The sequence below is a fragment of the Rhodococcus sp. A14 genome, assembly GCF_011603105.1.
GTDB classification, from domain to species: Bacteria; Actinomycetota; Actinomycetes; order Mycobacteriales; family Mycobacteriaceae; genus Rhodococcus_F; species Rhodococcus_F opacus.
On record NZ_JAAOQS010000087.1, the window covers coordinates 1 to 25,797 of the forward strand.

The following is a 25,797-nucleotide window of genomic DNA, read 5'->3' on the forward strand; positions in this document are numbered from 1 at the left end:
CTTCAACAAGGCGAAACAGTGGCGTGCGGTGGCCACTCGCTACGACAAACTCGCCCTCACCTACCGCGCCGGATTCCTGCTCGCCGGCATCGTCGAGTGGCTCAAGTTATTGGGAGACATGCCCTAGGACGGTCGGGCGTCCTCGTGCTCGGCCTGCCGGGTCGCGCGGTAGGCGGTGAACACGCCGGCTGCCGCGATGACGCCGAGGCCGAGGAAGAGCACACGTGCCGAGGCGAGGGCCGAGGGCGCACCGAGGTTGACCAGCACCCCGGCGACCGCGGACCCGACGGCCATGGCGATCAACTCGACCGTGTTGAGCCCCGCCGCGGCCTTGGCCCCCTCCTGCTCGTCGTCGGTGCTCCGCATCGCGGCGACCATCAGGTGCGGGAAGGCGAGGCCGATCCCGGCACCGGCGGCGGCCAGGGCGCCCGCCCACAGAATCACCACTCCCAGCCCGGCGTGGTCACGCCAGAGGGCTGCTGTGAGGACCAGGCCGGCGGCGAGAACCAGTGGTCCGGCGATCTTCGCCGCCGTCTGCGCACGCGGGCGGGAGATGTCGGAGCTGAAGATCATGGTCACCGACCATCCCACCGACATCATGGCGCCGAGGAAGCCCGCGGCGAACGGCACCAGTCCGGCGAGCCGTTGACCGAACAGGGGTGTGAAGGCCTCCGACACGGTGCCGGACGCGAGCACCGCGATGGTGAGGTAGATCCACTTCAGCGACGACGCCCGGGTGTACGTCGACTGCGGCAGCACTCGGCGCGGTGATCGCCGCTCCCAGGCCAGGAAGAGAACGATGAACGCGGCCCCGGCCGCGATCAGGGCCAGCATGTGGGTCCGGTTGCCGAGGATGCCCGCCACGCTGATCGCGATCGTCGCGAGGGTGAGCAGTACGAGTGACGTGGCAGGCACGGGTTCTCCGCCACGCACACGCTCGGTGCGCGGCAACGCGCGGGGAGCGATCACGGCGATGGCGGCGGCAACTACTGCCAGCGCGACGAACGCGAGACGCCACTGGCCGAGTTGCGCGAACAGTCCACCGATCGCCGGTCCCGCCAGAGTTCCGACGCCCCACATCGCCGAGACCAGCGCGGTCGCGCGGGCCCACAGATATTCCGGTAGCGCCTCGCGCAGTACCGCGTAACTCAGCCCGGCGAGCAAGCCCCCACCGAGCCCCTGGAACGCTCGTCCGACGAGGAGCACCTCCATCGACGGGCTGACGGCGCAGATCATCGTGCCGACGAAAAACGGAGCCAGAGCGAACAGATACGCACCGAGCGCCCCGCGATGCGCGAGCAACCGGCTGACGGTCATCGACGAGATCACGGACGCCACCATGAAGACGGTCGCGCTCCACGCGTACAGCGATTCGCGACCGAGTTCGCCGATGGCGGTGGGCAGCAGACTCGTCGTCAGAAAGATGTTGACGGCGTGCAGTCCCACGCCGCCGGCGAGGACTGCGGACGTGGAGCGGTAGCGGGGTCCGAGCAGTTCGGACCAGCTGGCCGGTGACGGGGCGGTCGTTGTCATGCACTCCACGCTAAAATCTCGAGTGGACTCGAGGTCAAGGGGCTGGTGTGATGTCTTTGGATCCGAAGGATCTGCTGTCGGTGGGGGAGGTGTCCCGTCGGACCGGTGTCGCCGTCTCGGCGCTGCACTACTACGAGCAGCTCGGACTGATCGCGTCGACGCGGACGTCCGGGAATCAACGCCGGTACGAACGGCACATGCTCCGGCGGATCTCGCTGATCGTGGTGGCCAAACGGCTCGGGATCCCACTGGCCGACGTGGGAACGGTGTTCGAGACGCTCCCGGCAGACCGGATGCCGTCGATCCGCGACTGGCAGCGCGTGTCGAAGCTGTGGCGGGTGCAGCTCGAGGATCAGCGCAAGCGAATCGAGCGCCTCGAACACGAGCTCACCGGATGCATCGGGTGTGGTTGCCTGTCGATGAAGGCGTGCTATCTGCTCAATCCTGAAGACCAACTCGCCGTAGAGGGGTCGGGACCGAACCGGCTCTGAACGGATCCCGCCAGTCGGTATGTCGCCATCGATTTCCGTCAGGGTGGGGTGATTACACTCCCAGGGGTGCCGCGAAGCCCCCCGAGGGTTGCTTCAGTTCGGGAGCCGGAGTGGGCAGAGTTGTACCTGTCACCGAAACACTTCCCCGACACTCTGGAGAAACTGAATGATCAACGCCCGACGAACCTTTGCCACCGCCGCTTTCGCCGCTCTTCCGATCCTGAGCGCCTTCGGGGCGGCGTCCATCGCTCATGCCGAGCCGATCGGCCCGAACGGTCCCACCGGTGGGCAGTGCCCGATCGTGAACACGGACTCGAACGGAAACGAGACAGTGACGTACGGCAAGCCCGGTGACCGCAACGGTGCCCTGGTGTGCGGTGCGGACGGTGAATGGACCGTGGGCAAGGCCGGCGGATTCAAGGGCGGCCCCGGACAGATCCAGACCCAGCCCGGACTCTCACGCGGCTAGGCGGCGTATGAACTCGCTGGGTTGAATCTTCCGGACGGCATTGACGAACGGGTCAGAGGTACTCGTGGCGGTGTCCGCATTCGAGGCCGTCGGGCGCCGATCGTGGGCATCGATTCATGCAGTGGAAGACGCGATACCGCTTGCCCGGGGGGAGCGACGCGAAGCCGGCATGGGCGTCCTTGATTTCGTATCCGATCGGACCGCGGCAGAACGAACAGGTCTTGGTCTCGTCGGTTCCGGTCTCCATCCATCGATCGTAGGGCGGTTCACGGTTGGGAAGTCAGGAATCTCGCGTTCCGTCTGCCGCGGGTGACCTCAGGTCGTGGGCGTCGCCAAGATGTGTTTGAGGCCGGCGAGGTCTATCGTCGCGCCGAGGTCGGCGATAGTCACACCCGATAGTGATGCGCGCCAAGCCTGTTCGGCACCAGCCATGACTTTCGCGATGCCGCATGCAGAGCGGCACTGCTCTGGAGGGGCGGCGAGCACTCCTTGCCGGCGGATCTCGGTGCATCGAAAGGCGGGCTCGGTTCCGTCGACGGCCTGGACGACGTCGAGGACGGTGATGGCCTCGGGTGCGCGGGTCAGGACGTATCCGCCGTCGCGGCCCTCGGTGGGGTGGACGAGGCCGGCCCGTGCGAGTGACTGCAGGTGCTTGGCGAGGTATGTCTTCGAGACACCGTGCAGTTCGGCCAGCCGGGCCGTGGGTACCGGGCTTTCGGCCTGGCTGAGAACCACGCAGCAGTGAAGTGCCCACTCCACACCACCGGAAAGCTTCATGGCCACGACTCTATCCACGCCCCTGTGTCAGTGGTGCGGGGTGGTACTGCGTCATCGTTTCAGGCGTGTTCGCGCAACCACTCGTCCAGAGTGGTCGGTGCGATCCAGGCATTGGCGCCGGGTGTCGGAGTGATCGCAGCGTCATCGAGTTTGGCACCGAAATAGCCGGCGTCGGAATCGGTCGTCACGGTCCGCTGGTCGCCGGTCGAGGCGAACAGCCGTCGAACGAGTGCATCGATGCCAAGCGGTTCAGGTCCCGCAATTTCGACTGTGCCGCCCAGCGGGGCACCGACGGCGACCTCTGCTACCCGGGTGACGACGTCTTTCGAAGCAATCGGCTGAAGATGTGCCGGGGTCGCATGCACCGTCTCGCCGACTGTGCCTGCCGCGGCGATGCCGGCGATGAACTCGAAGAACTGCGTCGATCGCACGATCGAGTAGGGGATGGGGCCGGACTTGACCAGATCCTCCTGGGCAACTTTGGCACGCATGTATCCGGAGTCGGGGAGTCGATCGGCGCCGACGATGGACAGGACGACATGGTGCCCCACGCCTGCCGCCTCTTCGGCGGCGAGCATGTGCTTCGTCGATTCGCGGAAAAAGGCCAGGACGTCGTCGTCTTCCCACGACGGCGAGTTGGTGAGGTCCACGACGACGTCAGCGCCGTCCACAGCCTCCGCGACTCCCTTGCCGGTGGTGGTGTCGATACCATCGCCGCGACCGAGGGCCGCGACGTCGTGCCCGGACTCGCTCAGCGTCGATGCGACCTGACTCCCGATGAGTCCGGTTCCGAAAATGACGATCTTCATGCCCATCTCCTAACTTGGATTTATAGTGTCCTAGTTTACTCGGATGATAGGTGTCCGAGTCAAGGGTTGTGTACGTTCTGTGTGCCGGACGGGCCGGGCCGGCCTCGTCGTCCTTCGGATGTAGGTATGGAGCCAGGGCGGCGTGAATCAAATCTGTTCTGGTGCAAGGACTATGTCAAACTCGCATCGAGCCCAGTTCCGGTCGCCGATGTGGCGCCCATCGGGGGTGGGTGTCCCTGGGGGTTGCTCCACGAAGTCCTTGATCAGCGAGTCCTTCACGCCGAACACGCTGTCCCCGCGTTCGAGTTGCGGATCGCCCGCGACGAAGATGTGCGTGACGAGGGTCCGCAGGCCATCCGCGGTGACCATGAAGTGAAGGTGCGCGACCCTCATCGGTGATCGGTTGGTAGCGGCCAGCATCTTTCCGACCGGACCATCGCACACCGGAGAAGATCGCCGCCGGTCTCGCCGGGCTCTTCGCAGCATTTCCCGACGCGCAATGGAGCCTCGATGACACGCTCATCGATGGCAACCGTGCGGCGGTGACCTACGCACTGTCCGGTCACTTGAATGGCCGCCTGGGCCCGTACGAGCCGAAAGGGCAGAGTGTGCACCTGGCCGGAGTGCAGATGCTGGAAGTGAAAGGCAACCGCATCATTACCAGCACCGACTATTGGGACGGTGGTGCTCTTCATCGCCAGCTGAGCACGTCGTGAATCTTCAATGCGGCTTCAGCCCTTCCTCTTTCGGATGATCTTCGTCGACTCCTGGGCCTTCGCCCGCTTCTCTGCCCGGCGCTCCCTGAGCGCGCGTGCGGACTGTTTCGAACTCTTGACGGCGGATTTGTCAGCCATTGTCGCTCCATCTTCGAGTGGCCACCACGAACTGATCCTGACCATACCCAGGAAAGTGGATAAGTCCACTTCGGCATCCGTCTCGAACGGGGTGCCCTGTCGGAAGCGATCATCCGTGAGATCCCAAGAACCGCAGTAACGCTCACGAACTTGCTTATTTCTGTGCGGTGGCTATGGTGCATGCAAGCATCAACGGCATCTACCGGAGGACTGAAATGTGAATGCAGCTACCGATCGTCAATGGGCGGTTCGTGACGCTGTTCTGCGTTGGCTTCTCGCGAAGGCGACGGAAGGGTACCGAAGTCCGATTCTGGACGCGGATGCCATCGGTGAGACGGTCGGCTGGGCGCCCTCGCCCCTGACTCGGGACGAGGTGGCCGATGCGTCGAATTATCTTTACCGGGAAGGGTATGTGACGGGCGTGCCGGTGATGGGCATCGGAATTCCGCGCCCGATGTTGACGGTGGCCGGGCGGCGCGTCGCCACGACGGGAAGGCCTCTGCGCCGGGTGGTGCGCAGTCACGACGTCGTGACCTAGCGACAGCTCGCTCCGTCCGTCGACGCACCATCGATTGCCCCATCTGTGCAGTCGAGAGCGACGTTCGGTACCGGTACACGAGACTGCCGTCGCCCGTTCGTTCCTGCCCTTGCTCAGATGGCTCACGGTGCAGTCAAGCCCTTGATGACGGCCGCGGTGGTGTCGGCGATCGCCTGGTTGTTTCCCTGCGCGTCTTCCTGATTCGTGAGGCTGTCGGTGAGGATGGCGAGGACGATGGGGGCGCCGTCCGGACTCCACGCGACACCGGCATCGTTGGCGGTGCCGAAGCCGCCGCCACCGGTCTTGTCGGTGGCAGTCCATCCGGTCGGCAGCCCGGCGCGCATTCTCTTGTCCGACGTCTTGCTCGCCCGCATCCACTCGAGGAGCTGATCGCGGCTGGCCGTGTCGAGGGCGTCTCCCAGGAGCAGCGCACGGAAACCCTGCGCGAGGCCGTTCGGTGTCGTCGTGTCCCGGGGGTCGTCGCGGAATGCGGTGTTGAGTTCGGTCTCCCACCGGTCCAGCCGTGTGCTCCCGTCTCCGACGTCTCGGGCGAGGTCGGTGACCGCCTGCGGACCGCCGATCTCCCGGAGCAGGTAGTTCCCGGCAGTGTTGTCGCTCTGCGTCAGCGCTGCTTCGGCGATCTGCGCCAAGGTCATCGGGGTGCCGGCCGCAGCGGCGGTGACCGGCGAGTTCTCGACGAGGTCGCCGGGTTCGATCACGACGGTCTTGTCGAGTGACGTGGACCCGTCCTCGGTCTTGCGCAGGACCGCGGCGGACGCGTAGGCCTTGAACGTCGAGCACATCGCAAACCGTTCGTCGCCCCGGTGGCTGTAGACCTCGCCGGTCGCGGGATTGGCTGCCGTCACTCCGATCCGCGTGGAGTGCTGCGCCTCCAGGGCGTCGATCGTCGCGTCGAGGGGCCGCCGATCCGGCGCCGCAACCACCGACGTGGTGGGCTGGGCTTGTTCCGCGGTGGCCGTGCACGCCCCGAGCAGCAGGGGCAGCGCCAGCGCGAGAGTGACGGCACCGCGACGACCGGTGCGCCGGGGCTTCGGATGATTTCGGTATGTGGGCATGGATCCAATGTCGGATGCGGACACTCATAGCGCAAAGACGACAGCGGCGTGGTCGCGAGTCGGGTGCGCTATCGCCGCAGTTCAGGGCAATGTTTTGTGCCCGGGAATCGGTGGCGTCGCCCGACGGGGGCGGTCGGAACTGGTTCAATGGTCGCCATGGATCTGCTCCGCCACCTGAGTTTCTTTGTCGCCGTTGCGGAAGAGGGACATTTCGGCAACGCCGCATCCCGGCTCGGTATGACGCAACCGCCGCTGTCACAGGGAGTGCGGCGGCTCGAACAGCGACTCGGCGCGGAGCTGGTCCAGCGCAGTGCCCGAGGAGTCGGGCTCACCGATGCCGGACGCCAATTGCTCCCGCGTGCGCGGCTTCTCGTTGCCGACGCGGCCCGATTCGAGGACGAGGCGCACCGCATCGCCGGCGGTCGCGATGCGGTGGTGCGGTGGGGTGTCCCGCACTCGGTGGCCGACGGTGTGGTGGTGCGGTGTGTCCGTGCTCTTCGCGACGCGGACGAGGCCCGGCCCACCCGGGTGGTGACGACCACGGCGTCCACCACCGAACTGGTGGACGCCGTCCGCACGGGCAGTCTCGACGTCGCCGTGGTCGAACATCCCGCTCTGCTCACCGGCGTCGACAGCGGGCCGGTGCTGAAGCTTCGACGGTGGGTGGTGGTGCCGGACGACCACCCGGCGGCGGTCGCGAGGAAGGCGCAGGTCCGGATGCTGCGCGGACTGGCCCTCGCCACCGGTCCACGGTCGGACAATCCGCCTGCCCACGACCTGTTCGTCGACCTGTGGCGGGCCCGGGGTGCGGACCCGGACATCGTGGTCGCACCGGGTCCGCGAGAGATTCTCACGCACGTGGCCGCGGGCGGTCATTTCGGGGTGACGGCGACGGCACCGACGGTCATGCCGGGTGTGACCTGGGTCGATCTGCTGCGTGAAGATCTCGCGCTGCGCCTGCGCATCGTCTGGCGCTCCGGGGCCGACGTCGCACCGTCCGCTGCCGCCCTCGACCGGGTGCTGCTGAGGGCCGATCGATGACCGCGTCGGCGGAGAAGCGGATCCGTGACGTCTTCGCCGACGCCGGGTGCACCGGATGGCTGCACGCCCGCCGCGTCGGGACCCCGATCGACGACGGGGGTGACATCGCGGTCGGCGCGGACGACCTCGTGGTTCTGGCGTCGGTCTACAAACTTCCGCTACTCGTAGCCCTGTGCCGTGCTTTCGCATCCGGGGAGTTGTCGCCGACCGCGACCGTCCGGATCAATCCGGCCGACTGCACTCCGGGGCCGACGGGGGTGTCGACATTCCGTGATCCCGTGGTGCTGAGCTGGCGGGATCTGGCGCTGTCGATGATGACCGTGTCCGACAACGCCGCCGCCGACCTCGTTCTCGGGCAGGTGGGACTGGAGAGCGTCGAGCGCGCGCTGTCCGAGTTGGACATGACGAGCACGCGCATCATCGGCGGCACAGCGGATGCGCACCGCAGCCTGGTGATCGACGCCCACGCGCACACCACCGCCGAAGCATTCGCGGCACTGGCCGACAACGACGAGGCGTGGACCGTGTCCGCCTACGACCCGTCGTATGCGAGCGCGACGACTCCGCGGGAGATGACCTCGCTTCTCGACGCGATCTGGACCGGTAGCGCGGTGCCCGGGCCGCAGGGCGAGTTCGTCCGGCACGTGATGTCCGCGCAGATCTGGCAGCACCGCATCCGGTCCGGGTTCCCGTATTCCGAGGTGGACGTCGCCGGGAAGACCGGGACAATCGGCGCCATCCGCAACGAGGTGGCCGTCGTGACGTTTCCCGGCGAGACTCCCGTCGCGGTCGCCGTCTTCACTCGCGCCGCCCGAACCGATCCCGTGCTTCCTGTGGTCGATGCCGCGATCGGGCACGCCGCCCGGATCGCGGTGACCGAACTCCGCTCCGGCCGTGTCGACTGAGGTACTCAGCCCGGATAACGCCGGGGCGTGAACACCCTCGTTCCGTGTTCGTTCTCGACGACGGTCGTCATGGAGGAGCCCACGATGAGCAGACACCGCATGTCGATCTCGGCCGGGTCGAGGTCCGCGAGCCGCACGACCCGCACCGACTCCTGCGCGCCGGCCACGTCGCGGCCGATGATCACCGGGGTGTCGGGGGAGCGGTGCTCGAGAACCAGATCGCGCATCGCGGCGACCTGCCAGGTGCGTGACTTCGACGCGGGGTTGTAGACGGCGAAGGCCATGTCGGCGCTCGCGACCGCGGAGATGCGCTGCGCCACCACGTCCCACGGCTTGAGCCGGTCCGACAGCGACAGGATGGCGTAGTCGTGCCCGAGGGGTGCGCCGACCCGGCTCGCGACGGCGTTCGCGGCGGTCATGCCGGGCAGGACGCGCACGGGGACGCCGCGCCACTGCTCCTCGGCCGCGACTTCCAGCACCGCGGCGGCCATCGCGAACACACCCGGGTCACCGGACGACACGACGGCGACGCGGGCCCCGTTCTTGGCCAGGTCGAGTGCCATCGCGGCACGCTCGGCCTCGACGCGGTTGTCGCTGGAGTGACGGCGCTGGCCGGGACGTTCGGGGACCCGGTCGATGTAGGGGCCGTAGCCGACGAGGTCGGTGGCGAGCGACAGTTCGTGCTGCACTTCCGGTGTCGTCCAGGCCTGATCGCCGGGACCGAGCCCGACGACGACGAGTTCGCCCTGCGGTGCCGCGTCGTCGCGGCGCGCGTTCGACGGGCTGGGCACGATGGCGATCGAGAAGTAGGGGACGTCGCTGTCCGAGACGTCGTCCGCGGCGTCGATCTTCTGCCGGGTCGTGCTGGCCCGCTCGACGTACCACGTCTCGTCGATGCGGCCGGAGTCCTTCAACGCCTGCCGGACGGCCGGGTAGGTGCGTCCGAGCTTCAGGATCGCGGCGGCGTCGGTCTCCCGCAGGCGCCGCGTCAGCTCGCCGCGGGGCAGCGTTCCGGGCAGGACGGTGAGGATCTCCTCGCCCTCGACGAGCGGCATCGCCAGCGCGGCGGAGGCGGCGCTGATCGACGTGACCCCGGGAATGACCTCCGCCTCGAAGCGCTGCGCCAGCCTTTTGTGCATGTGCATGTAGGAGCTGTAGAACAGCGGGTCGCCCGCGGCGAGGAGCGCGACCGACCGGCCGGCTTCGAGGTGGGCGGCGAGTCGCTGCGACGCCTCCTCGTAGAACTCGTCCATCGCCCCCTGGTACCCGCCGGGGTGGTCGACGGTCTCGGTGGTGACGGGGTAGACGAGGTGCTCCTCGATCTGGCCGTCCCGCAGGTACGGCGCCGCGACCGCGCGGGAGATGCTCTTGCCGTGCCGGGCGCTGTGGAACGCCACCACATCGGCCTCGGCGATGACCCGCGCGGCCTTGACCGTCACCAGTTCCGGGTCGCCCGGTCCGATGCCGACGCCCCACAGTTTGCCGGTCACCCGCTCGTCGGAGCTCATTCGATCTCGCTCGCAATCGCATTCAGCGCCGCAGCCGTGATGGCGCTGCCACCCCGGCGGCCGCGGACCACCAGATAGTCCAGTCCGCTCGGGTGCTCGATCAACGCTTCCTTCGACTCCGCCGCACCGATGAACCCGACTGGACCGCCCACGATCGCGGCAGGCCGGGGTGCACCGGATTCGATCATGTCCAGCAGGTAGAACAATGCGGTCGGGGCGTTGCCGATCGCGACGACGGCACCGTCGAGTTTGCTGCCCCACAATTCGAGCGCGGCCGCCGAGCGGGTGTTCCCGATCTGCTCCGCCAGCACGGGGACCCGGGGGTCGCGCAGCGTGCAGAGCACCTCGTTGTCCGCGGGGAGACGCTTCCGGGTCACGCCTGCCGCCACCATCTGCGCGTCGCACAGGATCGGGGCGCCGTCCGCCAGCGCCGCGCGGGCGGCCTTCACGACACCGGGGGTGAACGCGACGTCGTCCACGAGGTCGACCTGACCGCTCGCGTGGATCATGCGGACCACGGCCTGCGAGACGTCCTGGGGAAAGGCACTGAGATCCGCCTCGGCGCGGATCGTGGCGAAGGACTGGCGGTAGATCTCCGCGCCGTCTCGGATGTACTCGATCATCCGCTCACGATAGAGGCACCGCGGTCACGGCTCCTCCACCCGGTAACCCGTCTCCGTGGCGACGACGTCGGCGACCTCACCCTTGGGCCGCCCGCAGCACCGCTCGCAGCCCGACCAGTGCTGTCGGCCCTCCACCGGGAGTTCGCCGCTCGCGACGGCGTCCCGCGCGTCGGATCGCACGTCGGCGAGCGCCTTCTCGCATCCGGGTTGCCCGGTGCAGGCGCTGACGTTCAGCCACGGCGAGTTCTCGTCGAAGATCAGGCCCATCGGGGCGAGGACCCGGACCACCTGCTCGGCGGACCACTCGTCGAGATCGCACAGCAACACCGATTTCCAGGGCGTGACGATCACCGGCTTCTCGACCGCGGCGAGGAACTCCGCCAGCCGGGCGTGGAGGATCCCGAACGCGAGGCCGCCGCCGAGGGTCACGTTGCCGTCCGGTTGATCGAGCCATCCGATCGGTGCCCGATGCTCGTCGAACCCGCTCACCGGGTCGGCGGTCGGTGCGAGCGTCAACGCCGACAGGACCCGATCGACCCCGTCGGCGATCTCGGACAGCCGCCAGTGCCGATCGCGCAGCTCCAGGAAGACGCGGGCGGCGTCGAGAAGCACCGTCACCGATTCCGTCGCCGCGATCCGGGCGCCGCTGTCGCGGCCGGCGAGGACCAGGGCGACCTCCGTCTCGCTCACCGCGTGGACGCCGAAATCGCCGCCGAGCGCCGACACGTCGCCGCGCCCGTCGTCGAGGGTGAACAGGGTGCGGCCGGGCAGGTCCGCCAGCGCGGCGTCCGCGCACAACGTCCGGTCGAGTTCGTCGACCAGATCCCGCAGGTCCGCGACACCACCGATCCTGCCGGTCAGCGGCGAGACGAGGATGTTGCGGACCCGCTCGTGCGTCTCCGACGGCAGGAGGCCCGCACCGGCGAGACGGCGGGCGAACTCCTGCGGGTCGCGGACCGCCCGCAGTTGCGCGTTGCCGCGGGAGGTCAGTTCGATCTCGCCGTTTCCGAGGTCGCCGGCCGATTCCGCGAGAGTCTGCAGCTGGGTGGAGGTCAGCACACCACCGGGGAGGCGCACCCGGGCGAGCGCACCGTCGGCGGCCTGGTGGACCTGCAGCGCGCCGGGGCATGCGTCGGGGCGGGAACGGGAGTCGACCATGGTCCCAGGTTACGTCCGGCCCCGGGTAGCATCACCAGCACTTGCGACAGCAGGAGAGGAAGCCGGTGAGAATCCGGTGCGGTCGCGCCACTGTGAGCCCGCCGAAACCGGTGGGTGAGCCAGACCCTCACCTGCCGTCCTCCGACCTACGGTTCCGCACAGAACCACTGCCACGGGGCGCGACACCCCCAGGAAGGCTCCACACGTGATCCTGCTGCTCTCCACCTCCGACACCGACCTGCTCAGCGCACGCGCCAGCGGGGCGGACTACCGCTGGGCCAACCCGGCACGGCTGCTGGTCGAGGAGGATCTGCCGGGACTGCTCGACGGCGCCGACCTGGTGGTGGTGCGCATCCTCGGTGGCCGGCGGGCGTGGGAGGAGGGCCTCGACGCGGTCCTCGCCAGCGGACTGCCGGTGGTGGTCCTCGGCGGTGAGCACGCCCCGGACGCCGAGCTGATGGAGTGCTCGACCGTCACTGCCGGTGTGTCGGCGGAGGCACACAACTATCTCGCCGAGGGCGGCGCCGACAACCTCGCCCAACTGCACCACTTCCTGTCGGACACCGTGCTGCTGACCGGTCACGGTTTCGAGGCGCCGGTCCACCTGCCGAGCTGGGGTGTCGCGCCGTTCGCTCCCGAAGGGAACCCGGACCGCCCCACGATCGCCGTTCTCTACTACCGCGCGCAGCACCTGGCCGGGAACATCCGCTACATCGAGGCGCTGTGCGACGCCGTCGTCGCGGCGGGCGGCACTCCGCTGCCGATCTTCTGCGCGTCGCTGCGCACCGCCGAACCGGAGTTGCTGAACACGCTGCGGCGGGCGGACGCGATGGTGGTCACCGTGCTCGCCGCCGGCGGCACCAAGCCGGCCGGCGTCTCGGCCGGTGGTGACGACGAGGCGTGGGACGTCGCCGCGCTGGCCGCGCTGGACGTGCCGATCCTGCAGGGACTGTGCCTGACCAGCAGCCGTGAGTCGTGGGAGTCCAACGACGACGGATTGTCGCCGCTCGACGTCGCCACCCAGGTCGCGGTCCCCGAGTTCGACGGCCGGCTGATCACGGTGCCGTTCTCGTTCAAGGAGATCGACGCGGACGGTCTCTCCACGTACGTTCCCGACGCCGAGCGCGCCTCCCGGGTGGCGGGCATCGCCGTCCGGCACGCCCGGCTCCGGCACATCCCCGCATCCGACCGCCGGATCGCTCTGATGCTGTCGGCCTACCCGACGAAGCACGCCCGCATCGGCAACGCCGTCGGTCTCGACACGCCGGCCAGCGCGATCCGGTTGCTCACCGAGATGCGGGCCGCCGGATACGACCTCGGTCCGGCGGACGGTCCGGATTCCGTGCCGGGTCTCGCGGCCCAGGACGGCGACGCGCTGATCCACGCCCTCATCGCCGCCGGCGGTCAGGATCCGGACTGGCTGACCGCGGAGCAGCTCGAGGGCAACCCGATCCGGATCTCCGCCGCCCGCTACCGCGAGTGGTTCTCGGCGCTGCCCGCCGAACTGCGCGAGGGCGTCGAGGAGCACTGGGGACCGGCGCCGGGCGAACTGTACGTCGACCGCTCGCAGGATCCCGCCGGTGAAATCGTCATCGCCGCAATGCAATTCGGGAATCTCGTGCTGATGGTGCAGCCGCCGCGCGGATTCGGGGAGAAGCCGGTCGCGATCTACCACGACCCGGATCTGCCGCCGAGCCACCACTACCTCGCCGCCTACCGGTGGATCGCCGCGGACGCCGCCGGCGGCGGTTTCGGCGCCGACGCCGTGGTCCATCTCGGCAAGCACGGCAACCTCGAATGGCTGCCCGGCAAGACACTCGGCATGTCCGCGTCGTGCGGCACCGACGCCGCACTCGGCGACCTGCCGCTGATCTACCCGTTCCTGGTCAACGACCCGGGGGAGGGCACGCAGGCCAAGCGCCGTGCCCACGCGACCCTCGTCGATCACCTGATCCCGCCGATGGCCCGCGCCGAGAGCTACGGCGACGTCTCGCGGCTCGAGCAGCTACTCGACGAGCACTCGAACATCTCCGCGCTCGACCCGTCCAAGCTGCCGGCCATTCGTCAGCAGATCTGGACGCTGATGCGCGCCGCCAAGATGGACCACGACCTCGGACTCGAGGAACGTCCCGACGAGGACGTGTTCGACGACATGCTGCTGCACGTCGACGGCTGGCTGTGCGAGATCAAGGACGTCCAGATCCGTGACGGCCTCCACATCCTCGGTGCCGCACCCCGCGACGACGCGGAGGTCGAACTGGTGCTCGCGATGCTCCGCGCCCGGCAGATGTGGGGCGGCGAGCAGAACGTCCCCGGACTCCGCGAGGCGCTCGGCCTCAGCGAGGACGGCGACGAATCCCGTACCCGCGTCGACGACATCGAGCAGCAGGCGCACGCACTGGTGCAGGGCATGCACGACGCCGACTGGAAACCGGACGCCGCCGACACCCTCACCGACGACGCCACCGTCGCGAAGATCCTGCGCTTCGCCGCCACCGAGGTGGTGCCCCGCCTTCGCGAGACCGACAACGAGATCGCCCAGGTGCTGCACGCGCTCGACGGCGGATTCATCGCCGCCGGGCCGAGCGGTTCGCCGCTGCGCGGGCTGATCAACGTGCTCCCGACGGGCCGCAACTTCTACTCCGTCGACCCGAAGGCCGTGCCGTCCCGGCTCGCCTGGGAGACCGGCCAGGCGATGGCCGAATCGTTGCTGGACCGCTACAAGTCCGATCACGGAGAGTGGCCGCGCTCGGTGGGTCTGTCCGTGTGGGGCACGTCCGCGATGCGCACCTCCGGAGACGACATCGCCGAGGTCTTCGCGCTCCTCGGTGTGCGCCCGGTGTGGGACGAGGCGAGTCGCCGCGTGGTGAACCTCGAGGTGATCGACCTCGAGGAACTGGGCCGGCCGCGTATCGATGTCACGGTCCGGATCAGTGGTTTCTTCCGTGACGCGTTCCCGCACGTCCTGGCACTGCTCGACGACGCCGTCCGGCTCGTCGCAGCGTTGGACGAACCGGCGGAGAGCAACTTCGTGCGCGCACATGCGCAGGCGGATCTCGCCGAGCACGGCGACGAACGCCGCGCGACCACCCGCATCTTCGGGTCGAAGCCGGGCACCTACGGGGCCGGGCTGCTGCAGCTGATCGACTCCAAGAGCTGGCGCGGCGACGCCGACCTCGCCGACGTGTACACCACGTGGGGTGGGTTCGCGTACGGCCGCGGACTCGACGGCGCCCCCGCCGCCGACGACATGCGGACCGCATACCGTCGAATCACCGTGGCGGCCAAGAACACCGACACCCGCGAACACGACATCGCCGACGCCGACGACTACTTCCAGTACCACGGCGGCATGGTCGCCACCGTGCGGGCGCTCACCGGAAAGTCGCCCGAGGCATACATCGGCGACAGCACCCGGCCCGAGTCGGTGCGCACCCGAACCCTGTCGGAGGAGACGTCCCGGGTGTTCCGCGCCCGCGTCGTGAACCCGCGGTGGCTCGAGGCGATGCGACGCCACGGATACAAGGGTGCGTTCGAGATGGCGGCCACCGTCGACTACCTGTTCGGCTACGACGCCACCACCAACGTCGTCGCCGACTGGATGTACGAGAAGCTCGCCGAGTCGTACGTGCTGGACGAGCAGAACCGCAAGTTCATGGAACAGTCCAACCCCTGGGCCCTGCACGGCATCGCCGAACGCCTGCTCGAGGCGGCCGAGCGGAACATGTGGGAGCACCCCGAGCAGCAGACCCTCGACGGCCTGCGGCAGGTGTACCTCGAGACCGAAGGCGAACTCGAAGGAGACTGAGCAACCGTCCGGCTCCGCGGTTCGGTCTAGCATGGGGCCGGTGACCACAGAATTCGACCGGGTGTCGTCCGCGAAGTACGTCCTGCTCACCACGTTTCGGAAGGACGGCACCGCGGTGGCGACACCGCTGTGGGCCGCCGCCGACGGTGACCGCCTGCTGATGTGGACGGTCACCGACTCCTACAAGGTCAAACGCATCCGCCGCAACCCGGAGGTGACGGTGGCCGCGTGCGATGCGCGCGGCAAGCCGAAAGGCCCCGAGGTTCCCGCCCGCGCGGTCATCCTCGACGCCGCCGGCACCGATCACACGAGGGACGTGATCGCCCGCAAGTACGGCATCCTCGGCTGGCTCACGATGAAAGGCAGCCTCCTGCGCCGAGGAAAGACCGGAACCATCGGACTCGCCGTCACGGCCGAGGACCGGTAATCAGGTCTCCGCTCGGCGTGGGCGGCCGTGATGTGGAACCTGTCCAGTGCTGGCGCGTGGTCGGTTGATCGGCAGCGCGCTGGTCAGGCGAGTGCGCGAAGGTGCTCGGCGATCATCCGCTGAGCGGTTTCCGGGGTGTCGGTGTCCCCGAGCAGGACGTGCATCGCCGCGCCGTCGACGAGTGCGTGCAGGCGCATCGCCTCGGTGTCGACGTCGATGTCGGGCGCGATCAGGCCCCGCTGAGCGAGGCCGGTCAGGATCGCGGCGCAGGCACCACGGAGTTGCCGTTGGGCATCGAGGGCGATGTCTTTCAGTAGTGGATGGGCGGGGCTTTCCGCGACGAGGGCGAGGTTCACCTCCATTTCGCAGCGTCGGCGGTCGTCGAGCGGGAGGACTTCGTCCAGCACCGCGAGGGCGCGCTGCCACGGGTCGGTGATCGACGCGTGGGCCTGTGCTCGTTCGCGGACACGCGTTGCGACGAGCCGCATCGAATAGGCGAGGAGTTCGGCCTTGCTGGCGAACACGTGTCGGAGCGATCCGCTCGAGATTCCGGCCTCGGCGGCCACATCGCGTACGGACACGGCGCCGATGCCCTCGCGTTGGATCACCCGCCACACGGCCTCGGCGATTTCCTGCTGCCTTCGGTCGTGGTCGATGAGCTTCGGCACCCCGCCATGTTAACACGACCGTGCTAGCATGAACGCTTGTTGGCACGATCGTACTAACAAGTACTTGGAGGGGCTGAAGGTATGACGTCGCAACTGTCGAGTTCCCACCGCTATGCCGCGCTCGACGTCATGCGCGGTGCGGCCATCCTGGGCACTCTCGCCACCAACATCTGGATCTTCACCAACGTCGAGGGTCTGGTGGGGTACATCGATGGCACCGGACGAGCCACCGGCGGCTGGGCCCCGGTGCAGGCTGTGCTGCAGCAGTTCGCGCAGGGCAAGTTCCTCGGCCTGCTCACCATCATGTTCGGCGTCGGACTGCTCATCCAGCAGCGTTCTGCGCAGCGACAGGGCCGGCGGTGGCCGGGCGGATACCCGTGGCGCGCGGGGCTGCTGATGCTCGACGGAGCACTGCATTTTCTGCTGTTCACCGAGTTCGACGTCCTGACCGGATACGCCCTCACCGGATTGATCGTCGCCTTCATCCTGACCACAGGCATTCGCGCGCAACGCGTCTGGATGGCGTGTGCGGTAACCGTCCACGCGGCGATGCTGGGCCTCGTCGTCGCAGCGTTGTCCTCGGCGCCCGCGCGGGAGCCCCAGCCGCTGTCACCGAACCCCTATGCGGACGGCAGCTTCTGGGATCTCGTCGTCTTCCGCGCCGACCACGTGTTGCTGTTCCGGCTCGAGGTGCTCTTCATCCTGCCGCTGTCGATCGCCCTGTTTCTCGTCGGCGCACACCTCTACGGTGCGCGCGTCCTCGACCCGGACCTCGGCGACTTGCGTCGGCGCCTGATGGTCGCGGGCCTGGCAATCGCACTTCCGCTGGACTTCGCGCTCGGATTGTTCGGCGGAGACGCAGGCCTGATCCTCGGCAGGTACGGGACCGCTCCGGTGGTGGCGTTGGGGCTACTCGCCGCGATCGCGCACCGCTACGCGGGCGGACGCGAACCCGGCCCGGCCGGTCGGGCGCTCTCGGGAGTCGGCCGCACTGCCCTCAGTTGCTATGTGCTGCAGAACATCCTGTGCTCGATCGTCTGCTACGGCTGGGGATTCGGCCTCGCGGCCCGGTTGAACGGCGCCACCGTCGTTCCGGCGACCATCGTGTTGTTCGGTGCCGTCTCGGCGACGCTGATCGTCGTGTCACGCCTGTGGTTGCGGCGGTTCGATCGGGGGCCACTCGAATGGCTCACGCACCGGGGCTACCAGCGTCTCACCCGGGCGGACAGGAACGGTGTCACCGCGCCAGCAGTGTCGTCCATTCCTTGAACTCGAGGGCGTACGACGGTGCGGGCGTCGTCACGGAGGGGCACGGCTGTCGCCGAGTCGCCAACTCCACCAACGACTTCGCTGCCCGCATCACGCTGACGTGGTGATGCCGGGAGACGTCGAGTAACTCCTCGAACGCCTCGGCGTCGCCGTAACCGCGGGTGGCGATGAGGATGCCTTTCGCGGTGGCGAGAACCTCGCGTCCGTCGGGGTGACGGTGCGGAATCGGATGTGCGGGCGGTGCAGCCTCGAGTACGTCGTTCGACACTGTGATCTCCTGGATTGTGGTGCTTCGCTGATGTCTCGGCGCGGTCATACCGCTGCCACCATCAGGGCCGTGGCGAGGACGACGATCAGTCCTCCTGTCGCGGCGGCGAGAACTGAACCGGTGATGATGCCGATTCCGGTGGCGCAGACGAGGCAGACGAACGTCGTCAGTGCCACGTCGGCGAGAGCGAACCGTCTCGTGACCTTGGTGTGGTCGTGGAGCAGTTCGCGGGTGGTGGTAACGGAGTGCATGAAACCTCCTGGTCAGACGGGCAAGGGACGTACTCGGCGCATGCGCCGGCCACGCGGCGCTACGGTGAGTTTCGGCCCCGTTCTCTGGAGACCTGAATATGACATGCGCGGCGAAACGGCTCTGGAGTGAGCAATCTCATATGCGCGATGTCTGCAGCATTTATAACGGAAACAGTACGAGCTGTCACCTAGACGAGCGTCCGCATAGGATCCGCGACTCAGAGCGCCTTGCTGACCGACGATATGTGGAAGTCGGGGACACGCAACGGCGGCATCGCGGTTCGGGTGAACCAGTCCTTCCATTCCCGGGGCAGCGTCCGCTCGGTGGCTCCGCCCTGGGTGACCCTCCGCAGCAGGTCGAGGGGGCTCTCGTTGAACCGGAAGTTGTTCACGGCGCCCGTGACCTTCCCGTTCTCGACGAGGTAGACACCGTCCCGCGTCAGTCCCGTGAGCAGCAGGGTGGCGGGGTCGACCTCCCGGATGTACCAGAGGGTGGTCAGCAGCAGCCCCCGTTCGGTCTCGGCCACCATCTGGTCGAGCGATACCGAGCCGCCGGCGTCGAGGATCAGGTTGTCGCCGGGCACGGTCACGTCGGCGCCGAATTCCTTCGCCGCCGCCCGCGGGTACGCGAGCGCGTTGACGGTGCCGTCACGGATCCAGTCGACCCGGCCCGCGTCCATCCCGTTGTCGAAGACGGACACGGATTCGGACGACGACCCGGTGACGACGAACGGTGTGTATTCCACGCCGAGTGCGGCCGGATCGGAATAGAGGGTGAGGGGAAGTGCACTCAGCTTCTCCCCGATGCGGGTGCCGCCGGGCGCAGACAGGGCGGAGTGCCCTTCCTCCGCGGCTCGGCCTTCCATGGTCCACATGAGATAGATCATGAGGTCCGCGACTGCGGACGGCGGCAGGATTGTCTCGTAACGGCCCGCGGGCAACTCCACCCCGTTGCGGGCCCAGTCGAGGCGTGTCGACAGGTCCTGGAGCAACTTCACGCTGGCCACATCCGTGAAGTCCTTGGTGCTGGTGCCCACCCAGGCGCTGGCGTCGCCGCGCTTGCCGTTGATCTCGACCGACCCGGTCGGCTGGGCGAACCGGCGCCGGATCCCGGTCGACGTGCCCAGCCAGGTCGTGTGCAGCTGGTGATGGGCGAAACCGTAGAGCTGGTCGCTGCCGTCGAAGCCCATGCTCAGATCCTGGGCGAGTTGTTCGAACGCGCCGATCTCGGTGCGCTCCGCCGAGTCGTCCCACCGCTCGTCGGTGTCGGTGCCGGTGAGCAACGGCATCGCGTCGGACGCGGGTGTGGCTGTGCGGGCGGCGATTTCGGCCGAGCGGACCACGCCGTCGATGTCGGCGGCGTCGACGGACGCGGACGTGACGATGCCGACCTTCGCGTCCTCGCCGACCCGGACGATCGAGATGACGGTCCAGCTGCGCGACGTCGACACTCCGTTGGTGGTCATCGAGTTGCCCGCCCACCGCAGGGACGCCTCGCTGGCATCGGTGACGATCACGATGGTTTCGTCCACGGTGGCCCGGGCGAGGACCTGCTCGACGAGTTGCTGCGGTGCGATCATCGGCCGCCTTCCGTCCGAGTGTTCAGTACGTTGACGCCGCGGAAGAGTGCCGACGGGCAGCCGTGGCTGACGGCCGCGACCTGACCGGGCTGCGCCTTGCCGCAGTTGAAGGCGCCGCCGAGCTGCCAGGTGGAGCGGCCGCCGACGGCGTCCATCGAACCCCAGAAGTCCGTGGTCGTCGCCTGGTACGCGACGTCGCGGAGTTGTCCGTCGAGTTTCCCGCCGCGGATGCGGTAGAACCGCTGACCGGTGAACTGGAAGTTGTAGCGTTGCATGTCGATCGACCAGGATTTGTCGCCGACCACGTAGATGCCGTCCTCCACACCGGAGATCAGGTCGTCGGTGCTGCGATCGGCGCCGAGATCGGGTTGCAACGACACATTGGCCATCCGCTGGATGGGGACGTGGTGGGGCGAGTCGGCGTACGAGCAGCCGTTGGAACGCTCCAGCCCGAGACGGGGCGCGAACGCCCGGTCGAGTTGGTAGCCGACGAGAATCCCGTCGGCGACCAGGTCCCAGGACTGGGTTTTGACGCCTTCGTCGTCGTAACCGACCGTGGCGAGACCGTGCCGCTCGGTGCGGTCGGCGGTGACGTGCATGATCGGCGTCCCGTAGCGCAGGGTGCCGAGCTTGTCGGGGGTGGCGAACGACGTGCCGGCATACGCGGCCTCGTAACCGATGGCGCGGTCGTACTCGGTGGCGTGCCCGATGGATTCGTGGATGGTCAGCCACAGGTTGGTCGGGTCGATCACCAGGTCGGTGAGACCGGGCACCACGGTGGGGGCCTTCACCTTCTCGGCCAGCAGGTCCGGGATCCGGGCGAGTTCGTCGGTCCAGTTCCACACCCCGTCGCCGGCGACGTACTCCCATCCGCGGCCGACGGGGGGAGCGAGGGTACGCATCGTCTCGAACACACCGGCCGACTGGTCGACGGTGGTGGCTTCGAGTTGCGGATGCAGCCGCACCCGCTGCTGCACGATGGACGAGCCGGCGAGATCGGCGTAAAACGTCTGCTCCTTCACCTGCAGGCATCCGGCGGTGACGTGGTCGACGCCGTCGGAGGCGAGGAGCCTGCGGGAGTATTCACCGAGCAGCGAGATCTTGTCCGAGGCGGGAACTTCGAACGGATCGACGTCGTAATCGGACACCCAGCGGACGTCCGCGTGCACCGGTTCGGCGGCGAGTTCGACGTGCTCCCGGTTCAGTCCACGCAACGCCCGGGCGACGGCGACGGCCTGTTCCGCGGTCGCGGCGGCGGTCGCCGGGGTCAGCTCGGCATGCGAGGCGAAACCCCAGGTACCGTCGACGACGACCCGCACCGCGAAGCCGAGTTCGGTGGTGTCCACCGCCGACTGCACTTCGCCGTCGCGCAACCGCAGCGACTGGCTGGTGAGCCGATGCACCCGCAGGTCGGCGTGCGACGCGCCCGCCGCACGGGCGGCGGCGAGTGCCGCGTCCGCCAGCGAACGCAGGGGGAGGGCAAGGAATTCCGGATCAACCTGTCGTGGAGCCGTCACCTGGACCACCGTAGTCGGTCGCTCAGCCGAATTGCTGCCAACCCAACCGGATCACCATCGCGATCACCACGATCAGCAGGGTGATCCGGACGAATCCGGCGCCCTTGCTCAGCGCCATCCGCGAACCGGTGATCGCGCCGATCACGTTGCAGACCGCCATGCCCAGGCCGAGCGCCCACAGCACGTGGCCGGCGGCGGCGAAGAACACCAGCGCACCGAGATTCGATCCGAGATTGATCACCTTCGCCATCGCGGCACTGCGTACGAATTCCGTGCCCAGGAACGTGGCGAAACTGATGATGAGGAATGTGCCAGTGCCCGGCCCGAACAGTCCGTCGTAGAACCCGAGGAGACCGGCGGACAGCAGGACGACCGCGATTACCTTCCGCCCTGTCGGCGGATCCTTCGCCAGCGTGGTGCCGAGCTGCGGACGGATCGTCACGAACACGGCGACGCCGACGAGCACCGCCATGATGAGCGGGATGAAGACGTCCTTGTCGATGCGTGACACCGTTGCCGCGCCGAGCGCGGACGCCACCGCCGCGAGCAGGCCGGCGGGAACCAGCAGCCGCCAGTTCATGGGGATGCGGCGCGCGAACGTGACGACGGCGGCGGATGTGCCGGTGAACGCGGTGAGCTTGTTGGTGGCCAGCGCCGCCTGCGGCGTCAGCTGCGGTGCGACGAGAAACAGTGCGGGAATGAGGATCAGTCCGCCGCCGCCGACGACGGCATCCACCCACCCGGCGGCCGTCGCAGCGGTGAGAAGAAGCGCCCAGTCACCCACATTCATGGTGCAGACTCAACCACACCCACCCTGAGGTACTTACGCTGTGCACATGCGGAGGTTCAGTCTGTGGCTGCGAGGAAAGCCGACGGTTGCGGACTCGATGTTGGCGGCGATCCTGTTCGCCCTCGAGGTGTTCGTGTTCACCGCGTCGGGAGACCGCTCGCCGTGGGTGCAGCTGGTCATGGGTTTCCTGCTGTGCCTGCCTATCGCGTGGCGTCGCAAGTATCCGCGGGCGGCGGCCGGTGCCGTTCTGGTGGTGTCGATCACGATCACGTTCGTCAGTTACTCGATCGGTGACCTCGACGCCGAGCATCCCGGTCTGCTGGCGCTCGCCGTCGCCCTGTACACACTCGTGGCCTACGTCGACCGCCGGACCGCCGCGATGTACGCGGTGGGCCTCGCCGTGGATTCGGCCCTGTCGATCTGGTTACTGGAACAGGAACTGCTGGCGGCCGGACTGTTCTCGGTCCTCGTCTTCGCGCTCTCCTGGATCACGGCGGAGTTCCTCGGCGCCCGCCGGGCCTACGACGAAGAGGTCGCCGCGCGCCTCGTCGTCGCCGACTACGACCGGGATCGTCGCGCCGAGGACGCGGTGGCGGCCGAGCGGACCCGGATCGCCCGGGAATTGCACGACGTCGTCGCGCACGCGGTGAGTGTGATGATCGTTCAGGCCGACGGCGCGTCCTACGCCTTGAAGAGCAACCCCGACATCGCGAAGCAGGCACTCACCAACATCGCCGGCACCGGGCGGGAGGCTCTGGCGGAACTGCGGCGCACCGTCTCGCTGCTGCGCACCGAACCGGCGACCGACGACATGCCCCAGCACGGCACGGCCGGCCTCGCCCGGGTGGTCGACATGATGCGCAGCGCCGGACTGCCCGTGGAACTCGAGCTGACGGGGGAGTTGGACGACATCAGCCCGGCGGTCAGTCTCGGCGTCCACCGGCTGGTCCAGGAATCGCTGACGAACGTGCTGCGGCATGCCGGAGAACGTCCGCGCGCGAAGGTGCGGGTGCGGCGCCGCGAGACGGACGTGCTCGTCGAAATCACCGACAACGGCAACTCGTCCGGGCAGTTCTCGCTCGGATCGGGCAACGGGCTGCTGGGGATGCGGGAGCGGGTCGCCGTGCTGCACGGCACCCTCGAGGCGGGACGGCAGACCGACGGCAGTTGGCGGGTCACCGCGGAGTTGCCGCTCGAGCTCGAGGACTGAGCGGCCCCGGCTACTCCGTCTCTGGTGGTGTCGCTTCCTCCGGCTGGTCGAGGACGCTGACGGTGACGCCATAGGGAAGGAACCGCACCGACCGGTGAGGATCCGTGTTGTGCTTGTGCGCGCGGAGCGCATCGAGTTCGGTGGCATACACCTGCTCGACCCGTGCGACGCCCTCGCCGTCGAGCGTGTAGATCGCCCACACACCGTCACCGGTCTCACCCGTCGTTTCCGGCTTCGACGCGCCGCGCGGCGACCGGGCGAAGTCCGCGAACACGCCCGTCCACGGAATCTGAGAATCTGCCTGGTCCAGGAACCTGACGATCCGGTCCTTGACGCCCTGCAATTCCTCGCCGGCCTCACGGATCACGCGGTCGAGATCGTCGGGGTCGAACCCGAACGGCCTGTTGTCGCCCATCACTGTCTCCTGACTTCGGCGGGACACCTCCAGTGTGGCCGCGCATGCCGATCGGCGCCACGACGGTCCGCCGACCGGCATTCGCGCCGCCGACCAGGGCTGCCTCCCGCTGGTCCTCAGGCGTCCGGTGCCGTGTAGACGCGATCACCGCCCACATAGGTCAGGACGGCCCGGGTCTCGCCGATCGCGTCGGCGGTTCCGGTGAACGGATCCCGGTCGAGGACCACCAGGTCGGCGAGCTTGCCCACCTCGATGCTCCCCGTGTCGTCGAGGTGGTTCACGTACGCGGACCCGGCGGTGTACGCGGTGAGTGCGGCCGTGAGGTCGATTCGCTGCTCCGGGAGGAACACCGGGCGTCCCTGCCCGTCCCGGCCCGGCAGTACGCGATTGACCGCGACATGGATGCCGTGGATCGGGTCGGCGCTGCTGACCGGCCAGTCGCTGCCGGCCGCCAGCGTTGCGCCCGAGCGCAGCAGGGAACCGAAGGGGTACTGCCGGCGGGAGCGTTCGTCCCCGAGGAAGGGGATGGTGAGTTCGTCCATCTGCGGCTCGTGGGCTGCCCACAGCGGTTGCATGTTGGCCGTGACGCCGAGCGCGCGGAAACGGGGGATGTCGCCCGGGTCCACGACCTGCAGGTGGGCGAGGTGCGGCCGGGTGTCGCGGAATCCGTTCGTCGTCCGAGCGGCGTCGACCGCGTCGAGCGCATCCCGCACGGCCCGGTCGCCGAGCGCGTGGAAGTGCACCTGAAATCCGAGGGCGTCGAGCTCGGTGACGTAGCCGCGCAGCTCGTCCGGGTCGACGAAGCTGGTCCCGGAATGGGCTGTCGCGCAGCCGCATCCATCCAGATACGGGGAGATCATGGCCGCGGTGCGGGATTCGGCGACACCATCGAGCATGATCTTCACGGTGTCGGCCCGCATCCTCCCGACGCGGAGAAGGGACCGTCGCCGGAGCAGGTCGGGGACCTGCTCGGCGCCCCGATCGCGATCCCACCACAGGGCGCCCGCAACCCGCGCGGTGAGGGAGCCGTCGCCGGCCGCGGTCAGGTAGGCGTCGGAGACATCGGAGATCCCGGAGGTGTCGCCGAGTAGCGCGTCCTGCCACGCGGTGATGCCGAGCGAATGCAGGTGCTGCTGGGCGTGGAGCAGCGCCTTCAGCCGGTCGTCGGGGGTGTGCTGCGGGGTGTGGCAGCCGACCAGCTCCATCGCAGACTCCTGGAGCATGCCGGTCGGCGCGCCGTCGGCGTCGCGTTCGATACGTCCGCCGACGGGATCGGGGGTGTCTCGAGTGATGCCCGCGAGGTCCAGAGCTCTCGTGTTGGCCCATGCTCCGTGATGGTCGCGGTTGGGCAGAAACACCGGCCGATCCCGCACGACGGTGTCGAGGAGTTGCGCGGTGGGTGTGCCCCCGTCGAACGCCTCCATCGACCACCCGCCGCCGACGATCCACGGCAACTCCGGGTGTGCGTCGGCGTAGCTGCGGATGGCGGCGAGGGTGGCGGCGGCGTCGCTGGTGCCGGTGAGGTTGCAGCGGGCGTACTCGAGGCCGGCCACCACGGGATGGATGTGCGCGTCCTGGAAGCCTGGCAGCAGCAGCCTGCCGGTGAGGTCGACGACCTCGGTGCGGGTGCCGATCAGCTCCCGGACCTCGTCGTGGCCGACGGCTGATATCCGGCCACCGGTGACGGCGACCGTCGTGGCGCGGCTGCGGGCCGGGTCCAGGGTGGCAATCGATCCGCCGGTGAAGACCAGATCTGCGGGTCCTGCTGACATCGGAATCTCCTATCGGGAAGTGCTGTCGTCGGTATTCGGA

At 68.3% G+C, this 25,797-nt stretch carries 27 protein-coding genes, 1 pseudogene and 1 riboswitch; of the genes and pseudogenes, 10 read left to right on the top strand and 18 right to left on the bottom strand.

The window, feature by feature from the left end; genetic code table 11:
• Nucleotides 1-123: 123 nt before the first annotated feature.
• Nucleotides 124-1,533 carry an MFS transporter gene (locus G9373_RS33000; protein ID WP_005565551.1) on the bottom strand — a complete coding sequence of 470 codons (1,410 nt, stop codon included), beginning with the start codon at nt 1,531-1,533 and terminating at the stop codon, nt 124-126.
• Nucleotides 1,534-1,583: 50 nt separating this feature from the next.
• Here G9373_RS33000 and soxR point away from each other — a divergent pair, with 50 nt between their 5' ends.
• Complete coding sequence (gene soxR, locus G9373_RS33005) at nt 1,584-2,024, top strand: redox-sensitive transcriptional activator SoxR (protein WP_005565550.1); 441 nt, start codon at nt 1,584-1,586, stop codon at nt 2,022-2,024.
• 166 nt (nt 2,025-2,190) lie between these two features.
• Nucleotides 2,191-2,493: a hypothetical protein gene (locus G9373_RS33010; protein WP_005565549.1), complete on the top strand. Its 303-nt coding sequence runs from the start codon at nt 2,191-2,193 to the stop codon at nt 2,491-2,493.
• Between the two features lie 52 nt (nt 2,494-2,545).
• On the opposite strand, the gene G9373_RS33015 is transcribed toward G9373_RS33010, so the two are convergent.
• The 4 genes and pseudogenes from G9373_RS33015 to npcC all read right to left on the bottom strand — a co-directional run.
• The gene (locus G9373_RS33015; RefSeq protein WP_005246414.1) at nt 2,546-2,740 is read right to left on the bottom strand and encodes a hypothetical protein; all 195 of its coding nucleotides are present in this window, start codon (nt 2,738-2,740) and stop codon (nt 2,546-2,548) included.
• A 68-nt stretch (nt 2,741-2,808) separates the two neighbouring features.
• On the bottom strand, nt 2,809-3,270 hold the full coding sequence (locus G9373_RS33020; protein ID WP_039950286.1) for an Rrf2 family transcriptional regulator: 462 nt from the start codon (nt 3,268-3,270) through the stop codon (nt 2,809-2,811).
• A gap of 59 nt (nt 3,271-3,329) precedes the next feature.
• Complete coding sequence (locus tag G9373_RS33025; RefSeq protein ID WP_054246471.1) at nt 3,330-4,079, bottom strand: SDR family oxidoreductase; 750 nt, start codon at nt 4,077-4,079, stop codon at nt 3,330-3,332.
• A gap of 147 nt (nt 4,080-4,226) precedes the next feature.
• Nucleotides 4,227-4,517 (bottom strand): annotated as a pseudogene (gene npcC, locus G9373_RS33030) (hydroxyquinol 1,2-dioxygenase); the annotation flags it as partial.
• Between the two features lie 14 nt (nt 4,518-4,531).
• Between npcC and G9373_RS33035 the strand changes: the two are divergent.
• Nucleotides 4,532-4,795, top strand: coding sequence for an ester cyclase (locus G9373_RS33035; RefSeq protein ID WP_081315351.1), 264 nt, complete (start codon nt 4,532-4,534; stop codon nt 4,793-4,795).
• A gap of 15 nt (nt 4,796-4,810) precedes the next feature.
• Here the strand turns inward: G9373_RS33035 and G9373_RS47845 are convergent, their stop codons facing one another.
• On the bottom strand, nt 4,811-4,933 hold the full coding sequence (locus G9373_RS47845) for a hypothetical protein (RefSeq protein ID WP_005260704.1): 123 nt from the start codon (nt 4,931-4,933) through the stop codon (nt 4,811-4,813).
• Nucleotides 4,934-5,150: 217 nt separating this feature from the next.
• Between G9373_RS47845 and G9373_RS33040 the strand changes: the two genes are divergently transcribed.
• The gene (locus G9373_RS33040; protein ID WP_167118953.1) at nt 5,151-5,471 is read left to right on the top strand and encodes a serine recombinase; all 321 of its coding nucleotides are present in this window, start codon (nt 5,151-5,153) and stop codon (nt 5,469-5,471) included.
• A 122-nt stretch (nt 5,472-5,593) separates the two neighbouring features.
• Here the strand turns inward: G9373_RS33040 and bla are convergent, their stop codons facing one another.
• Nucleotides 5,594-6,547: a class A beta-lactamase gene (gene bla, locus G9373_RS33045; protein WP_167118956.1), complete on the bottom strand. Its 954-nt coding sequence runs from the start codon at nt 6,545-6,547 to the stop codon at nt 5,594-5,596.
• Between the two features lie 147 nt (nt 6,548-6,694).
• On the opposite strand from bla, the gene G9373_RS33050 reads away from it, so the two are divergent.
• Nucleotides 6,695-7,588 (top strand): LysR family transcriptional regulator, encoded by an 894-nt coding sequence (locus tag G9373_RS33050; protein WP_005562010.1) that lies wholly within the window; start codon nt 6,695-6,697, stop codon nt 7,586-7,588.
• Nucleotides 7,585-8,493 (top strand): serine hydrolase, encoded by a 909-nt coding sequence (locus tag G9373_RS33055; protein WP_054246459.1) that lies wholly within the window; start codon nt 7,585-7,587, stop codon nt 8,491-8,493. Before G9373_RS33050 ends, G9373_RS33055 begins: the two co-directional genes overlap by 4 nt.
• Before the next feature lie 5 nt (nt 8,494-8,498).
• Here the strand turns inward: G9373_RS33055 and G9373_RS33060 are convergent, their stop codons facing one another.
• From G9373_RS33060 to cobG, 3 genes are read right to left on the bottom strand one after another with little or no spacing between them, the layout of a single operon-like run.
• Complete coding sequence (locus G9373_RS33060) at nt 8,499-10,001, bottom strand: precorrin-2 C(20)-methyltransferase (RefSeq protein WP_054246458.1); 1,503 nt, start codon at nt 9,999-10,001, stop codon at nt 8,499-8,501.
• Nucleotides 9,998-10,624, bottom strand: coding sequence for a precorrin-8X methylmutase (locus tag G9373_RS33065; RefSeq protein WP_064080971.1), 627 nt, complete (start codon nt 10,622-10,624; stop codon nt 9,998-10,000). Before G9373_RS33065 ends, G9373_RS33060 begins: the two co-directional genes overlap by 4 nt.
• A gap of 24 nt (nt 10,625-10,648) precedes the next feature.
• Nucleotides 10,649-11,782 carry a precorrin-3B synthase gene (gene cobG, locus G9373_RS33070; protein ID WP_133983887.1) on the bottom strand — a complete coding sequence of 378 codons (1,134 nt, stop codon included), beginning with the start codon at nt 11,780-11,782 and terminating at the stop codon, nt 10,649-10,651.
• 6 nt (nt 11,783-11,788) lie between these two features.
• A riboswitch (cobalamin riboswitch) is annotated at nt 11,789-11,932 on the top strand.
• Between the two features lie 55 nt (nt 11,933-11,987).
• Between cobG and cobN the strand changes: the two genes are divergently transcribed.
• Together cobN and G9373_RS33080 are read left to right on the top strand one after the other, a co-directional pair.
• Nucleotides 11,988-15,590 carry a cobaltochelatase subunit CobN gene (gene cobN / locus G9373_RS33075; protein WP_133983885.1) on the top strand — a complete coding sequence of 1,201 codons (3,603 nt, stop codon included), beginning with the start codon at nt 11,988-11,990 and terminating at the stop codon, nt 15,588-15,590.
• A gap of 31 nt (nt 15,591-15,621) precedes the next feature.
• Nucleotides 15,622-16,017, top strand: a complete 396-nt coding sequence (locus tag G9373_RS33080; protein ID WP_005260695.1) for a PPOX class F420-dependent oxidoreductase — start codon at nt 15,622-15,624, stop codon at nt 16,015-16,017.
• A gap of 83 nt (nt 16,018-16,100) precedes the next feature.
• Here G9373_RS33080 and G9373_RS33085 read toward each other — a convergent pair whose 3' ends face one another.
• A complete protein-coding gene (locus tag G9373_RS33085; RefSeq protein ID WP_005573628.1) occupies nt 16,101-16,685 on the bottom strand; it encodes a TetR/AcrR family transcriptional regulator in 585 nt (194 codons plus the stop codon).
• 81 nt (nt 16,686-16,766) lie between these two features.
• Here G9373_RS33085 and G9373_RS33090 point away from each other — a divergent pair, with 81 nt between their 5' ends.
• Nucleotides 16,767-17,954, top strand: coding sequence for a DUF418 domain-containing protein (locus G9373_RS33090; protein ID WP_167118959.1), 1,188 nt, complete (start codon nt 16,767-16,769; stop codon nt 17,952-17,954).
• Here G9373_RS33090 and G9373_RS33095 read toward each other — a convergent pair.
• The 5 genes from G9373_RS33095 to G9373_RS33115 all read right to left on the bottom strand — a co-directional run bounded on the left by G9373_RS33095 (nt 17,923) and on the right by G9373_RS33115 (nt 22,360).
• Entirely contained in the window at nt 17,923-18,270 is a 348-nt protein-coding gene (locus G9373_RS33095) for an ANTAR domain-containing protein (RefSeq protein ID WP_005573632.1), read from the bottom strand. The two genes, G9373_RS33090 and G9373_RS33095, sit on opposite strands and share 32 nt — an antisense overlap.
• A complete protein-coding gene (locus G9373_RS33100; RefSeq protein ID WP_167118962.1) occupies nt 18,267-18,473 on the bottom strand; it encodes a hypothetical protein in 207 nt (68 codons plus the stop codon). Before G9373_RS33100 ends, G9373_RS33095 begins: the two co-directional genes overlap by 4 nt.
• Nucleotides 18,474-18,691: 218 nt before the next feature.
• Nucleotides 18,692-20,053, bottom strand: a complete 1,362-nt coding sequence (locus tag G9373_RS33105) for a metallopeptidase TldD-related protein (RefSeq protein WP_167118965.1) — start codon at nt 20,051-20,053, stop codon at nt 18,692-18,694.
• Nucleotides 20,050-21,570 (bottom strand): TldD/PmbA family protein, encoded by a 1,521-nt coding sequence (locus G9373_RS33110; protein WP_005573636.1) that lies wholly within the window; start codon nt 21,568-21,570, stop codon nt 20,050-20,052. The genes G9373_RS33105 and G9373_RS33110 overlap by 4 nt, the downstream gene beginning before the upstream one ends.
• A gap of 22 nt (nt 21,571-21,592) precedes the next feature.
• A complete protein-coding gene (locus G9373_RS33115; protein WP_167118968.1) occupies nt 21,593-22,360 on the bottom strand; it encodes a TSUP family transporter in 768 nt (255 codons plus the stop codon).
• A 46-nt stretch (nt 22,361-22,406) separates the two neighbouring features.
• Between G9373_RS33115 and G9373_RS33120 the strand changes: the two genes are divergently transcribed.
• Complete coding sequence (locus G9373_RS33120; RefSeq protein WP_037205116.1) at nt 22,407-23,570, top strand: sensor histidine kinase; 1,164 nt, start codon at nt 22,407-22,409, stop codon at nt 23,568-23,570.
• Nucleotides 23,571-23,580: 10 nt separating this feature from the next.
• On the opposite strand, the gene G9373_RS33125 is transcribed toward G9373_RS33120, so the two are convergent.
• A complete protein-coding gene (locus G9373_RS33125; RefSeq protein ID WP_037205128.1) occupies nt 23,581-23,985 on the bottom strand; it encodes a hypothetical protein in 405 nt (134 codons plus the stop codon).
• A gap of 116 nt (nt 23,986-24,101) precedes the next feature.
• A complete protein-coding gene (locus G9373_RS33130; RefSeq protein ID WP_120661131.1) occupies nt 24,102-25,757 on the bottom strand; it encodes an amidohydrolase in 1,656 nt (551 codons plus the stop codon).
• Between the last annotated feature and the right edge of the window lie 40 nt (nt 25,758-25,797).